15 protein-coding genes and 1 tRNA gene are annotated in these 13,653 nt (G+C 70.4%); 13 read left to right on the top strand and 3 right to left on the bottom strand.

Translation table 11 applies throughout. From position 1 onward, the window contains the following. Positions 1 to 197, bottom strand: a 197-nt coding sequence (locus EV655_RS19065; RefSeq protein ID WP_132546761.1) for a type II toxin-antitoxin system RelE/ParE family toxin, incomplete at its 3' end; no start/stop codon positions are given. A gap of 44 nt (positions 198 to 241) precedes the next feature. Between EV655_RS19065 and EV655_RS18135 the strand changes: the two genes are divergently transcribed. From EV655_RS18135 to EV655_RS18085, 11 genes are read left to right on the top strand one after another with little or no spacing between them, the layout of a single operon-like run. Continuing rightward, a complete protein-coding gene (locus tag EV655_RS18135; RefSeq protein ID WP_132546760.1) occupies positions 242 to 2,746 on the top strand; it encodes a phage tail tape measure C-terminal domain-containing protein in 2,505 nt (834 codons plus the stop codon). Between the two features lie 29 nt (positions 2,747 to 2,775). Beyond that, positions 2,776 to 3,369, top strand: coding sequence for a hypothetical protein (locus EV655_RS18130; protein ID WP_243645152.1), 594 nt, complete (start codon positions 2,776 to 2,778; stop codon positions 3,367 to 3,369). 8 nt (positions 3,370 to 3,377) lie between these two features. Further along, entirely contained in the window at positions 3,378 to 3,926 is a 549-nt protein-coding gene (locus EV655_RS18125; protein WP_243645151.1) for a hypothetical protein, read from the top strand. Continuing rightward, on the top strand, positions 3,923 to 4,327 hold the full coding sequence (locus tag EV655_RS18120) for a DUF6950 family protein (RefSeq protein ID WP_132546758.1): 405 nt from the start codon (positions 3,923 to 3,925) through the stop codon (positions 4,325 to 4,327). Before EV655_RS18125 ends, EV655_RS18120 begins: the two co-directional genes overlap by 4 nt. Before the next feature lies 1 nt (position 4,328). Next, positions 4,329 to 6,869: a phage tail protein gene (locus tag EV655_RS18115; RefSeq protein WP_132546757.1), complete on the top strand. Its 2,541-nt coding sequence runs from the start codon at positions 4,329 to 4,331 to the stop codon at positions 6,867 to 6,869. Then, the gene (locus EV655_RS18110; RefSeq protein WP_132546756.1) at positions 6,869 to 7,738 is read left to right on the top strand and encodes a hypothetical protein; all 870 of its coding nucleotides are present in this window, start codon (positions 6,869 to 6,871) and stop codon (positions 7,736 to 7,738) included. The genes EV655_RS18115 and EV655_RS18110 overlap by 1 nt, the downstream gene beginning before the upstream one ends. 3 nt (positions 7,739 to 7,741) lie before the next feature. After that, positions 7,742 to 8,203, top strand: coding sequence for a hypothetical protein (locus tag EV655_RS18105; protein WP_132546755.1), 462 nt, complete (start codon positions 7,742 to 7,744; stop codon positions 8,201 to 8,203). Positions 8,204 to 8,232: 29 nt separating this feature from the next. Further along, positions 8,233 to 8,541: a hypothetical protein gene (locus tag EV655_RS18100; RefSeq protein WP_132546754.1), complete on the top strand. Its 309-nt coding sequence runs from the start codon at positions 8,233 to 8,235 to the stop codon at positions 8,539 to 8,541. 55 nt (positions 8,542 to 8,596) lie between these two features. After that, a complete protein-coding gene (locus EV655_RS18095) occupies positions 8,597 to 9,271 on the top strand; it encodes a YcbK family protein (RefSeq protein ID WP_132546753.1) in 675 nt (224 codons plus the stop codon). Then, positions 9,268 to 9,513 (top strand): hypothetical protein, encoded by a 246-nt coding sequence (locus tag EV655_RS18090; protein ID WP_132546752.1) that lies wholly within the window; start codon positions 9,268 to 9,270, stop codon positions 9,511 to 9,513. Before EV655_RS18095 ends, EV655_RS18090 begins: the two co-directional genes overlap by 4 nt. Next, positions 9,476 to 9,667, top strand: coding sequence for a hypothetical protein (locus EV655_RS18085; RefSeq protein WP_341540310.1), 192 nt, complete (start codon positions 9,476 to 9,478; stop codon positions 9,665 to 9,667). The genes EV655_RS18090 and EV655_RS18085 overlap by 38 nt, the downstream gene beginning before the upstream one ends. A 25-nt stretch (positions 9,668 to 9,692) precedes the next feature. Here EV655_RS18085 and EV655_RS18080 read toward each other — a convergent pair whose 3' ends face one another. Next, complete coding sequence (locus tag EV655_RS18080; RefSeq protein ID WP_243645150.1) at positions 9,693 to 12,473, bottom strand: UvrD-helicase domain-containing protein; 2,781 nt, start codon at positions 12,471 to 12,473, stop codon at positions 9,693 to 9,695. A gap of 379 nt (positions 12,474 to 12,852) precedes the next feature. Between EV655_RS18080 and EV655_RS18075 the strand changes: the two genes are divergently transcribed. Next, complete coding sequence (locus tag EV655_RS18075) at positions 12,853 to 13,107, top strand: ribbon-helix-helix domain-containing protein (RefSeq protein ID WP_132546762.1); 255 nt, start codon at positions 12,853 to 12,855, stop codon at positions 13,105 to 13,107. 4 nt (positions 13,108 to 13,111) lie between these two features. Beyond that, positions 13,112 to 13,423 carry a type II toxin-antitoxin system RelE/ParE family toxin gene (locus EV655_RS18070; RefSeq protein ID WP_132546749.1) on the top strand — a complete coding sequence of 104 codons (312 nt, stop codon included), beginning with the start codon at positions 13,112 to 13,114 and terminating at the stop codon, positions 13,421 to 13,423. A 137-nt stretch (positions 13,424 to 13,560) separates the two neighbouring features. On the opposite strand, the gene EV655_RS18065 is transcribed toward EV655_RS18070, so the two are convergent. Beyond that, positions 13,561 to 13,637, bottom strand: a tRNA-Met gene (locus EV655_RS18065). Positions 13,638 to 13,653: the final 16 nt, after the last annotated feature.

Genomic DNA, 13,653 nt, shown 5'->3' with positions numbered 1-13,653 from the left:
GAATGCTGCCCTGCGCGATCCCCACTCAGGGCTTCCAGATGGTTGCCCGGCGGAAAACGCAGATCCTCAAGTTGCATGGCCGCGTCCAGTGCCGAGAGCATGGCGCGCGTCCGTCTGACCAGATCAGCCGGAAACCCCTTGCCGAAACGGCCCTGCACCGCGCCGGCGGCAAGCTTTCCACGCGTGCTGATGACCATGCCGACATGTATCATGCCGTGATACAGAAATCAAGGAGTCCCCCATGGCCGAAAAGAAGGTCTCCGTCCGCCTCGTGGCGGAGGGCGGACGTCGCGTGCGCGCCGAACTGGAGGGCGTGGGCGAGGCCGGAGCCCGCGGTTTCGGCCGCCTGTCGCGCGAGATGGACCTGGCGAACACCCGGCTGGCCGCTTTCGCACGCCGGGCGGGGCTTGCCCTCGGGGCCGCTGCTGCCGCTGCCACGGCTTCGCTCGGCCTGATCGTCCGCTCCACCGCCGAGAGCGCCGCGCAAATCCGACAGTTCGCGCAGGTCGCCAATGCCACGCCCGAGGCCCTGCAGCGCTGGTCGGCTGGCGCGCGGACCGTCGGCATCGAGCAGGAGAAGCTGGCCGACATCCTGAAGGACGTGAACGACCGCGTTGGCGATTTCCTCCAGACCGGCGGCGGGCCGATGGCGGATTTCTTCGAGAATGTCGCCCCGCGCGTGGGTGTGACGGCCGACCAGTTCGCCCGCCTCTCCGGCCCCGAGGCGCTGCAGCTTTACGTCGACACGCTGGAACGCGCCGGTCTCAGCCAGCAGGAAATGACCTTCCATCTCGAGGCCATGGCCTCGGACGCCACCCGCCTCCTGCCGCTCCTGCGCAATGGCGGGGCCGAGATGGCGCGGCTTGGCGAGCAGGCCTCCGACCTCGGTGCGGTGCTGGACGGTGATGCCCTCGAAGCCCTGCGCCGCACGCAAATGGCGCTGGGCACGGTCTCCCTGGTCTTCGAGGGCCTGCGCAATCGGATCGCCGTTGCAGTGGCTCCGACCATCGAGGCGCTGGCCAAGGTCTTCGTCGCGCTGGCCTCGGACGGCGGGATCGTTCGGGTGGTCCTCGACGCGCTGATCGGCAATCTCGGGCGTATTGCCTCCTATGCGGCGACCTTCGCGGCCGTCATGGCCGGGCGCTGGGTCGCTGGCATGGCGGCGGCGGCATTGTCAGTGCGCGGCCTCGCCACGGCGCTGGTGTTCCTGCGCGGCGCGCTGATCCGCACCGGCATCGGCGCGCTGATCGTCGGCGCGGGTGAGCTGGTCTACCAGGTCTCGCACCTCGTGGCCCGGGTTGGCGGGGTGGGCGACGCCTTCCGCCTGCTGGGCGATCTGGCGCGGGAAGTCTGGTCGCGCATTGGTCTCACGCTGGATGCCGCGCTCGCCCGCATGGCGGCCGGGTGGGAGGGGCTGAAGGCGGCCGGCCTCTCGGCACTGGAAGGCGCCATCGCAGGCTTGGTCAGCTTCGGCGACCGGACGGCCGCGATCTTCCAGGGCGCCTATGACGCCGCCGTGGCGATCTGGGGCGGTCTGCCCGGCGCCATCGGCGACTTCGCCTTCCAGGCGGCGAACGGGCTGATCTCGGGCGTGGAAGCGATGCTGAACGGCGTCGTCACGCGCATCAACAGCTTCATCGAGACGCTGAACGCCGCGCTGGCGTTGCTGCCCGAATGGGCCACTGGCGAAGGTGGTGTCCGGATCGGCATCCTCGATCCGGTGGAACTTGGACGCATCGGCAATCCTTTCGAGCGCGCAGCGACCGCTGCAGGTTCCGCCGCCGCAGATGCCTTCTCTGCAGCCCTTGCGCGCACCTATCTCGAGCCGCCCGACCTCGGCCTCGGCACCATGGCTGACGATGCCCGCGCGCGGGCCGACGGCTACGAGGAAGCCGCCGGGATGCTGGCCGATGCCGCCGGTCGGCCGCTGGCCAGCTGGCAGGTGCTGAAGGATGCCGTCACCGGCACGGGAACGGAGGCCGAGACCGCGCTCGCCGATGCCGCCGCCTCGGCCGATGCCCTGACGGCCGGGCTGAACGACACCGCCACCGCCGCAAATGGCGCAGGCGGGGCCGCCCGCGATGCCGGGGCTGCCGCCACCGAAGGGGCGGACAGGGCCCTGACCGGCTGGCGCTCGGTCACGGCCGCGCTCGCCGAGTATGCGGCCAGGGCGCGTGACATCGGCGGCGATATCGGGACTGCGCTGGTCGGGACCTTCACCTCGGCCGAGACAGCCATCGGTGACTTCGTGAAGACCGGCAAGCTCGACTTCCGCGATCTGGTCACGTCGATGATCGCCGATCTGGCAAAGCTCGCCGCCCGGCGCTTCATCCTCGGCCCCATCGCGAATGCCCTTTCCGGCGCGCTGGGCGGGGCGGGTGGGCTGTTTGCGAACATCCTGCATGCGGGTGGCGTGGTCGGGGCCCCGGGCCCCGGTCGGATGGTCCCCGCGCACGCCTTCGCCGGCGCGCCGCGGATGCATGCGGGCGGCTGGGCGGGGCTGCGGCCCGACGAGGTGCCGGCGATCCTGCAGCGCGGCGAGCGGGTGCTGAGCCGGCGCGAGGCGGCAGGCCGCGGCCCGGCGGGCAGTGGCGCGCCCGGCGTCAGCATCAGCATAGATGCCCGCGGCGCACAGGCCGGCGTGGCCGAGCAGATCGACGCGAAGCTCCGCGCGGCGATCCCCGAGATCGCGCGGCTTGCGAAGGCCGGCATCGCCGACGGGCGCCGGCGCGGCCAGGCGCTCTGACACGACACCCCGAGGAGAGGATCCCGAGAATGATCCCCGAGCTTCCGCCCGCGCTGGTCGCGGGCCTCGAACGCCGCCTGGTGACCGCCAGCGCGGTGGCGCTCTCGCCCTTCACCGGGACCGCGCAGGTGCAGGACTGGGGCGGGGAATGGTGGGCCTACAGCATCGATCTCGCGCCCCGCCAGGGCCGGGAGGCGCGCCGGCTCGCGGCCTTCCTCGCCGCGCTCGGCGGGGTGCGCGGCACGTTCCTGTTCCGCGATCCGACGGCGCGGCCGGCGGGCAGCGTCGGCGCCCCGGTGGTCGCGGGCGGCTTCCAGGCCGGCGCGCGCCTTGCGACCGGGCGCTGGGCCCCGGGCGGGACCGCGCTCCTCGCGGGCGATCTCGTCTCGCTCGGCACGGGTGCGGCAACCCGGCTGCACCAGCTGACCGAGGATGTCGTGGCCGATGCCGACGGCCGGGCCACGCTCGCGCTGGTGCCGCGGCTGCGGGAGGCCCCGTCGGACGGGGCGCCGCTCGAGATCGCCGCCCCCGCGGTGGTGCTGCGCCTGACCGGCCCGGTGCCGGCGACGGTGGGCCGGGCCGACACCTGGCGCTTCAGCCTCTCGGCGCGGGAAGCGCTGTGAGCCGGGGCATGACCGCCGCGCTCGCCGCGGCGCTCTCGGCGCGCAGGCTCCGCCCGGTGATCTTCTTCGAGGGCGCGTTCGCCACCGGCGTGGTGCGGCTCTGGTCGGGGCTCGGCGAGATCGGCTGGGCCGGGCAGAGCTGGACCGGGGCCGGCACGCTGCTCGGGCTCGGGGCGATCGAGGAGAGCGGCGAGGTGGTGGCGAGCGGGACCACCGTGGCGCTTTCCGGCGTGCCCGCCGATCTGGTGCAGCTGGTGATCGCCGAGGCGCGCCAGGGGCTGCCCGGCCGGGTCTGGATCGGCGCGCGCACCGAGGAGGGCGGCCTCGTCGCCGACCCGGTGCAGGCCTTCTCGGGCCGGCTCGACGTGCCCGAGATCACCGAGGACGGCACCGGCTGTACCATCGCGATCGCCTATGAGAGCCGGCTGATCGACCTGACCACGCCGCGCAGTTGGCGCTACACCCACGAGAGCCAGCAGGCGCTCCACCCGGGAGATCGCGGCTTCGAATATGTCACCGCGATCCAGGATCGCGAGATCACCTGGGGGCGGGGATGAGGGCGCCCGGCTGGGAAGGCCGCCTGGCCGCGGCCGTCGAGGCGGCCCGCGCACGCCCCTTCGCCTGGGGGGAGCACGATTGCGCGACCTGGGCCTTCGGGGTGCGCCGGGAACTGACCGGCGGCCCCGATCTGGCCGCCGCCTGGCGCGGGCGCTACCGCACGGCCCCGGGCGCGGCACGGGTGCTGCGCCGGCTCGGCTGGTCCTCGATGGCGGAGGCCGGGCGGGCGCTGCTCGGCCCGCCGCGCGCCACGGTCCGGCAGGCCGGCCGGGGCGACCTGGTGCTAGACGGCGAGGGGGCGGCCTTCGGCGTCTGCCTCGGCGCGCGCGCCGCCTTCCTCGCTCCCGAGGGGCTGAGCTTCCGCCCGCTCGGCAGCTGTTCGCTGGCCTGGAGGACCTGACATGCCCCCTGTGGTCGCCGCGGTGAGCGCGGTGGCGGGTGCGATCGGCAGCGCGCTTGCCGCGGGCGGGATCGCCGGCGCGCTCGTGCGGCTCGGCGGCACGCTGCTGCTCTCGGCCGCCGCGCGCGCGCTGATGCCGAAGCCGAAGACCGGGCTCGGGGCGCGCACGCTGACGATGCGCGAGCCGGTGATGCCGCGCGACATGGTCTATGGCCGCGCGCGCAAGGGCGGGGTGATCGTGTTCCTGCATGTCACCGGCGCCCGCCGGCAATATCTGCACCTCGTGATCGTGCTCGCGGCCCATCCCGTGGCCGCGATTGGCGCGATCCACTTCGAGGGCGAGGAGGCGGTCGATGCCGGCGGCGTCGCGCAAGGCCGCTGGGCCGGCCTCGTCACGGTCGAGAAGCGGCTCGGCACCGAGGACCAGCCGGCCTTCGAGGACCTTCGCGCGAGCGCCCCCGACAAGTGGACCGCCGAGCACCGGCTGGCGGGCTGCGCCGCGATCGCGCTCCGGCTCGCCTGGGATGCGGACGCCTTCCCGGGCGGGATCCCCAACGTCACCGTCGACGTGACCGGCAAGTCCGACATCCTCGATCCCCGCACCGGCGCCCGCGGCTACACCGAGAACGCCGCGCTCTGCCTTGCCGACTACATGGCGCATCCGCGCTTCGGGCTCGGCGCGTCGATCGGGGCGGAGGACGGGATCGACGGCGAGAGCCTGATCGAGGCGGCCCACATCTGCGACGAGCCGGTGCCGGTCCCCGGCGGCGGCAGCGAGCCGCGCTATGCCTGCAACGGCGTGGTCTCGCTCGACGAGAGCCCGAAGACGGTGATCGAGGCGATGCTGACCGCGATGGCGGGCCGGACCGCCTGGCGGGCGGGGCGCTGGCACCTGCTGGCCGGCGCCTGGCGGGTGCCCGAGATCACGCTCGGGGCCGATGACGTGCGCGAGGGCGGGCTGACGCTGGCGACGCGGGTGTCGATGTCGTCGAACTTCAACGCGGTCCACGGCCGGTTCGTGAGCCCGGAGAACGACTGGCAGCCCGACGACTTCCCGGCGGTCACCAGCGCGGTCTACCTTGCCGAGGATGGCGGCGAGGCGCGCTGGCGCGACCTGTCGCTGCCCTTCACGATCTCGGCGGCGATGGCGCAGCGCATCGCGAAGATCGAGCTCGAGCGCGGCCGGCGGCAGATGACGGTGAAGCTCGCGGGCAAGCTCGGCGCCTGGGCGGCCGAGGTGGGCGAGACCGTGCTCTTCGACTACCCGCGCTGGGGCTTTGCCGCCAAGCCCTTCGAGGTCCTCGGCGTCAACCTCGATCTCGCCGCCTCGGGCGACGGCGCGCTGCTGCTGCCGGAGCTCGTGCTGCGCGAGACCTCGCCGCTGGTCCACGACTGGGACGCTTCCGAGGCGGCGATCTACGCCGCGGCGCCCCGCACCAGTCTGCCGGGGCCCGCGGACATTCCCGCGCCGGGCACGCCCGCGCTTTCCGAGGCGCTCTACGAGACCCGGAGCGGCACCGGGGTGCGGACGCTGATCCGCGTGGACTGGGCCGCGGCCCCCGCGGAGGTCGTGCGCGAGTACCAGGTGCGCGCCCGCCGCCTGGCCGATCCCGACGGCACGCCCAGCGGCGCGGACTGGATCACGCTCGGGCGCACCGACCAGCTTGCCTGGGAAATCCGCGATGTCGGCGCGGGGCTCTGGGAGGTGGCGGTCAAGGCGATCTCGGTGCTCGGGGTGTCCTCGCCCTACGTCGCGGCGACGCTCGAGGTGCTGGGGCTGACCGCGCCGCCCGCCGCGCTCGGGGGCCTCACGCTGCAGACCGCGGGCGGGCTCGCGATCCTGAAGTGGCGCGCCTCGGACGATCTCGACGTCCGGATCGGCGGGCGGATCGTGATCCGCCACTCGGCCGCGCACCCTGCGAGCTGGGCCAGCGCGACCTCGATGGACGAGGTCGCCGGGGCCGATGCGGTCGCCATCGTGCCGCTGAAGCCCGGCACGTACCTCGTGCGCGCGCGGGACAATTCCGGCAATCTCGGCCCCGTCGTCAGCGCCGTGACGAAGGGCGCGCAGGTGCTGCCCTTCGCGCCCGTGGCGCACCTCGCCGCCGATCCGGACTGGGCGGGCATGGCGACCAATCTCGTGCCCGACGGGGCGGCGCTCCGGCTCGCCGATCCCGCGGGTGAGGGGCTCTACCTCTTTCCCATCGGCATGGACTTCGGCGCGCCGCGGCGGGTGCGGCTGCGCTCCGAGATCGAGGTGGCCGCGCTGGCCCTCTCGGGCAGCATCGACGCGCGCAGCGCGCCCATCGACGACTGGCTCGATGTCGACGACACGGACGGGGCCGAGATCGACGTCGTCGTCGAGGCCCGCACCACCGATGACGATCCCGCCGCAAGCCCGGCCTGGACCTCCTGGACGCGGCTCGACGCGACCGAGGACGAGGTCCGGGCGGTCGAGCTCCGCGCGCGGGTGACGAGCGGCAGCCCCGATTACGGCGTGCTGCTCACCCGGCTCCGCATCCATGCCGAGGAGGTCCCCTGATGGTCGACTACCATCTCGCGAACCAGTCCGGCGCGCAGTTCCGCGCCGAGCTGAACCTGATCCTGGCCGCGCTCCGGAGCTGCGCCCATGGCGCGAGCCCGCCGGCTTCGACCACCGCGGGGCAGCTCTGGGTCGATGCCTCAGGGACCGACCCGGTGCTGCGCATCCGCAACGCGCTCGATACGGGCTGGATCGCGCTCGGCACGCTCGGGCCCGCGGGCTTCGAACTCGCGGGCGCCAGCGCCGCGGGCCGGGCGCTGCTGGCCGCGGCGGATGCGGCCGCCCAGCAGAGCGCGCTCGGGCTCGGGGCAGGGGCCACGCTGCCGCTCGCGAGCCAGGCCGAGGCCGAGGCGGGCACCGCGACGGGGGCGCTGATGACCCCGTTCACGGTCGCCCGGGCGATCGCGGCGCTCGGCGGCGGGGCCTCCGGGCTTGCCGCCGACGCGATGGCGCCCACCCTCGCCGCGGACACCATCGTGCTGAAGCACTGCTCGGGCGGCGATGGCACGACGACGCTCTCGCTCGCCAAATCCGGGCCCGGCACGATCTACCAGATCCTGCTGGCCGAGACCGCGCTCACCGCGACGCGGGCCTGCGCCCTGCGCGTCGCCTTCGAGCAGGCCCGCGGCGGCTATTACGGCACCCAGTATGCCGCGATCCTGCGCGACGGCGTGGTGCTGCAGCAATGGTCCTCGACGAGCACCAGCTTCGTGACCCGCAGCCTCGACATGACGCTCGCCGCCGGCCAGACGCTCTGCCTGCGGCTCGGGGCAAGCGGCGGACGCGACAACGACGTGGACATCACGGGCACCTCGCTCATCCGCAATGTCCGCTACCTCGCCGACCACCGTTCACTGATCGGGATCTGACCCATGCAGGCTGCCTGGCGCACCGCCGAGAGGACCATCCTCGCCCTCACCGACCCCACGGGCCACGTCATCATCGTCGAGCCGGGGCATCCGCTCTGGCCGGCCAATGCCCATCGCGACGACATCGCCGCCTTCGTGCCGGAAACGCCGCCCGCGCCCACGCCGGAGGAGCTGCGCGCCGCGATGCCGCCGCTCACCCGAAGGCAGGTCTTCATCGCACTCCACCGACTGGGGCTGCTCAGCGCCGCGGAGGCGGTGGCCGCCGCCGCCACGGGCGTGGTGCCGGCCGCGCTCGAGCCCCACTTCGCGGGCCTTCCCGATCCCGCTCAGACCGAGGCGCGGGTCACCTTCGCCGCCTTCCGCGAAGCCTTCCGGCTCGACCCGCTCACCCGGATGATCGCCGAGGCGGGCGGGCTCGACGAGGCCGCGCTCGACGCGATCTGGACCGGCTTCGCCACCGTCTGATCCCCCACCAGGACACCAGGAGAGTCGCCATGTCCGACACGCCCACGCTCTTGCGCGCCGTGGCCCAGGCCTTCCGCGAGGAGGGCCCCGGCGCCGCGATCACCGCCTTCATCGGCGGCTGCCTCGCCATCGCCGCCGCCGTCACCCGCAAGGTCTTCACCAACGAGGCGGTGCTGACCCGGCTCGACGAGGAGTTCGCCGCCGATCGCGCGCGCCTCGACCGCCAGCGCAGCGAGGACCGCAAGACCGAGGCCGACCGGCTCGACCGCATCGACACCGACATCCGCGAGGTGCGCGACATGCTGTTCGACGCGCTGCAGCAGGACCGCCGGGACTGACCCCCGCGGCCCGCCGCCGGACCCCACCGCAACCCCATCCCCACGGAGGACCCCGATGACCCCGACCCGCTACGACCACTGGCGCGACGTGCCCGAGAGCGCCTGGCGCTGGCCGAACTTCAGCCCGGCCGAGATCGCCTGCCGCGGTACCGGCCGGCTTCTGATCAACGAACCCGCGCTCGACAGGCTGCAGGCGCTCCGCGATCGCCTCGGCAAACCGCTGATCGTCCGCTCCGCCTATCGCAGCCCCGGGCACAACCGCGCCGTCGGCGGCGCGCCCCGCTCGAAGCACATGGACGGCGCCGCCTTCGACATCGCCATGGCGAACCACGACCCGGTGGCGTTCGAGGCTGCGGCGCGCGAGGTGGGCTTCCTCGGCTTCGGCTATTACCCCCGCTCGGGATTCATGCACATCGACCTCGGCCCTGCCCGGTCCTGGGGCGAGCGATTCCCGGCGCGGGCGACACCCTTCGTCGCCGAGACCCCGCACGCGCGCGAGAACCTGGCGCAGAGCCGCACCATGAAGGGCGGTGGCGCCGCGGGCGTCGCGACGCTGGGCGCGGCCGGCGTCGAGGTGGCGCAGCAGGTCCTGGCCGACACCCAGTCCGCCCTCCTGCCGCTGGTCCCCCATCTCGACACCCTGCGCTGGCTGTTCATCGCCGTCGCGCTCGTCGGCATCGCGGTCACGATCTACGCGCGCCTCGACGACTGGAAGCGGGGCCAGAGGTGATCCGCCGGCTCCTGACCCACGGCCCGGCGCCCAAGGCGCTGGGCCTGATCCTCGCCGCCACGGCGATCCTGCTGTTCCTTCTGAACCTGCGCCGCGCAGGCGAACGCGCCGGGCGCGCCGCCGAACGGCTCGATGTTCGAGAGAGAAACGATGCCATCCACCGCCAGATGCTCGACGCCGCCGCCCGCCGCCCTCACGATCGCGATGCTCTGGCTGACCGCCTGCGCGACGGGCGCTTCTGATGGCGGGGCGCCCTGCCCGCCCGTCGTCGACTACACCGCCGCCGACCAGGCCCGCGCCGCCGACGAGGTCGAGGCGCTGCCGGAAGGTGCCGTCATCGTCCGGATGCTGAACGATTACGCCGTCCTGCGTGATCAGGCACGGGCGTGCAGGTGAACGCCGGGACAATCATTGCCCGCTGTCAGATCCTTTTCCGGCGCCGCGGCTTGGTGATGGCGGGCCGATCGCCGTTCGCAATCTTCGCTTTCCCGGTACAGGTCGGATATCGGACGCAGCCGAGGAACTTGCCGAAGCTGCCGCTGCGTTCGACCAGCCAGCCATCTTTGCATTCCGGGCACGTCGGATAGCTGGCACCGCACTCGCATCGAACCTCGCTCGTCCCTTCAGCATGGCGTGGCAGGGCCGTGCCGCAGGATGGGCAGGCGGGCAGAAGGTTTCCGCAGTGCTGGACATGCTCGCACCGGTACCAGATGCGGCCATCCTGCCCGGTCACGCCCAGTAATCGCCCGCCGCATTCGCCGCAGATATGAGCCTCGGGTTCAGCTCCGGGGGCTGTCGAGATCGCGTAGGCGGGGTCTTTGCGAAGCTCGGTCACGAAGGACGACGGCCGGGCATTCGAGGCAAGGATCGTCAGGGTATGTCGGGCCCGCGTCATCGCAACATACATGACCCGCCGCTCTTCTGCGTTCCGGAACGGCTCTTCCTCCGGCGACACCAGAGAGAGAAGGGGGTCGTCGACGATCTCTGAGGGGAACCCCGTGCGCCCGCTGTCGGCGTTCAGCAGGATGACATGGTCGGCCTCAAGCCCCTTGGAGGCATGGATGGTCTTGAAGCTGATCTTCAGCCGCGGGAACCGGCGCCGCAGACCCGGCATGTCCGGCTCGATGAAGCGGTAACGGCCGAGGAGCAGTACCGTCGCAGGTTTTGCCTCAGGCGCCATGGCGGCTGACAGGGCGGCAAGGACCTCGTTCAGTTTCGCTTCGTCCTCGCCTTTGGACACCGAGACGACCCTGATCGCCGGTTCGGTCGCGGTTCCGGCAGGGACGATCTGCTTTTCGATCTGGGCGGGGTTCCGCAGGACGAAGGATCTTGCCGCAAAGGCAATCTGGTCGACCGAACGGAAGGTGCGGCCAAGGTCGACGGTCCTGTGCACGCCTGCCTCGTCGTCGAAGGTGCCGCCGAACTCCCGCCCGAAATGGCGCATCAGATGAATGTCGGACCCGGCGAAGCGGAAGATGGATTGCCAGTCGTCGCCAACGGCGAAGACGCGCACATCCGGATGCTGTGCCTTCAGCGCCTTCACCAGCCGGGCCCGGCTCTGCGAAATGTCCTGAAACTCGTCGACCAGGATGTGGCGGAACGGGCTGACGTAAAGGCCGGTCTCGGCATAGTGCGCGGCGCGCAGGATCATGTCCTCGAAGTCGATCCGGCCCTCCAGACGCTTCTGGTATTCCTCGAAAACAGGCGCGAAGACATCGAGGAACGCCCGGGCGCGCTTGCCCAGCTTCATCCGGTCGGACTTGGTCTCGCAGTCCTGCAGGCTGTAGCCGCCGCTCTTGAACTTGCGCAGGAAGGTTCCGAGCAGCTTCGAGAAGTCATCGACCTGCTTCAGCTCGACGATCCGGTCATAGATGGTGTCGACCGGCCGGGGGTTCAGGGTGACATGCGGCGCCAGCTTCTCGGCGAGGCCGGTCAGCAGGCGGCCCTCCTGCCGTTCATAGCTGTAGGTCTCGATCAGGATCGTCTTATGCTCGGCGTGGACCTTCCGCTTCCAGTCCATGCCCGCCAGGTACTCGTCGCGGTCCACGAAGGGCGCGGTGACCAGCCGCTCGCGGCCATCGGCCGTCTTCTGGCGCCGCACCCCGAAATGCTCGATGTAGATGCCGCTTTCGGTCAGCCGGAAATCCGGTTGGTAATCCCGTCTGCCGGTTTCCGGGACCTTGTGTTCGTAGACCGGCTCGTACTCGTATTCGACGCCGTTCTCGTAGAGCCAGTTGGCGATCTGCAGCTCTTCGTAGCTCTTGACCTTTTCGCCCTGCAGCGTCCGCAGGTCCTGGCTTTCCATGTGGGTGTAGAAGTCGTGCTTGGTCTTGAAGTCCCATTCTGTCTTGGGCTCGACCAGGAAATGCGCGAAGAACTGGATGATCGCCGTCGATACCTCTGACAGGCGGTAGACCAGGTCCTTCAGGATCTGCTTGATCAGGTTGGTGAAGGCCATGTCGTCAGTGGCGTGGTCCGCCAAGGCGGGCTTCGACCCTTCGACGATCCCGATGATGTCATAGGAAATCGCGTGGAAGGTCCGGGCAACGATCGGCACGCCGGATCGGGCCTCGACCCGTTCCGACATTTCTTCCGCCGCGTTCTTCGCGAAGGCCAGAAGCAGGATTTCTTCCGGCTGACGGATACCCGCCTTGACCAGATAGGCGGCCTTGGCCGTGATGACGCTGGTCTTCCCCGATCCCGCACCGGCGAGGACAAGTGTCGCATCCTCATCGACAACGACCGAGAGGCGCTGTTCCGGCGTCAGCGGCTTGCTCTCGATGGTGTCGAAGAAATCCTTCCAGCGGTCCAGTTCGGCCGCGACGAAGGTGGTGATGGCGTTGGCCCGTGCCGTTCGCGGGTCGGTCGCAAACTTCCGAACCGGCGCAATGCGCGCGGCGACCTCGGGCCCGATAGCTTCGGCATTCAGCTTCGACAGGAGCGAAGAATCCAGAGCACGGGCCGCATCCAGCAGCGGCGCGATCTGACACGCCGAGGGATATCGGGACGGTGCTGCCAGCGCCAGCACCCCGGCAAGGATCCTGTCCAGTTGCGCCGCTTCCTTCTCGAGGGCCGCAAGATTGAAGTGCGTCCAGGCCGCCTTGACCGCTTCCGTGAACTCCCAAGCATCAGAGTGGCCCGCCCCCTTCAGCGTGACATCGTCATACTCCTGCGAATTTATGGTCAGCGCAGTTCCGAGCATCCCTTTCCGGAGGGCAGGCGCCTTCGTCAGCGCCTCCAATGACATGGTGGCAACCTGACCGCGCCGTGTGATCCTGATGTGATCCCCGTCCAGCTCAATTGCGCGGGACGACCTCCCGAAGGGGTCAATGAGGAAACCAAGAAAAGGGCGTTGTTGCAGTCGAATCAATGAACTGGGCCTCGTCGTCACGCTCTGTCAGCCTGTGCCGCGACCAGGGTGATCTGCAACCTTGATCGATCGCTCTGCGCGCGCTGCTTCGGGCCCCTTGCGGAGAATAGGAATGCCAATGTCCGCATCTTCTGCGGAGATTGGCCATATGGCGCGCCTTGTCTGCGTGTTCATTCTTGCTTATCTTGAAGACAAGCAGATGGAGGCCCCCATGTCCCAGACCACGACGATGACTGTCCGCATCAGCGGCGCCTTGAGCGAGTTTGTGGCTTCGAACGTGGGCGAGAACGGATCCTACGAGAACATCAGCGAATACGTCCGCGACCTGATCCGGCGCGACAAGGAGCGGGCCGAGGCTGAAGCCTTCAACCGGTTGAAGGCAGAGCTGACGCGCGCCTTTGCAGCGCCGGAGGAAAGCTATCGCCCGTTGACCGCCGCCGAGGTCATAGCCCGGAACCAGGGCTGACATCGTGGCCATTCGCGTTCAGGAGGCCGCATCGCTGCGGGTTGACGAGATCTACCGCTATACGCGCGACCGCTGGGGCGCCGAGCAGGCGGATCGGTACATCACCGACCTCTTCGCGGCGTTCGACCAGATCGAAAGCCATGGCGTCGCGTCACGCCCCATCCCGGCCGAGTTCGGGGTCGACGGCTTCTACTTCCGGCACGCGCATCATTTTGTGTACTGGCGGCGTCTGTCGGACGGGGACGTCGGCATTGTGACGATTCTGCACGAGCGGATGCACCAGATGGACCGGTTTCGGGATGATCTTCCGAAGTGACGGATGCCTCCGGCGACGATTATCCGCACCGTCGATGGGGGGCTCGTGTAACGTTGACCAGGTGTTGACAAGAATTTGGAATGACGAAAGCCGAGCGTTATGCTCGGCCTTTAAGTCTTTGATCTTACGGTATTTTTTGGTTGCGGGGGTAGGATTTGAACCTACGACCTTCAGGTTATGAGCCTGACGAGCTACCGGGCTGCTCCACCCCGCGCCAATTGTCCCGATGT

Source organism: Rhodovulum euryhalinum (assembly GCF_004342445.1).
In the GTDB taxonomy this organism is placed as follows: Bacteria; Pseudomonadota; Alphaproteobacteria; order Rhodobacterales; family Rhodobacteraceae; genus Rhodovulum; species Rhodovulum euryhalinum.
The sequence above is the reverse complement of the archived record's forward strand: the minus strand, read 5'-3'. Positions and strand labels throughout refer to the sequence as shown.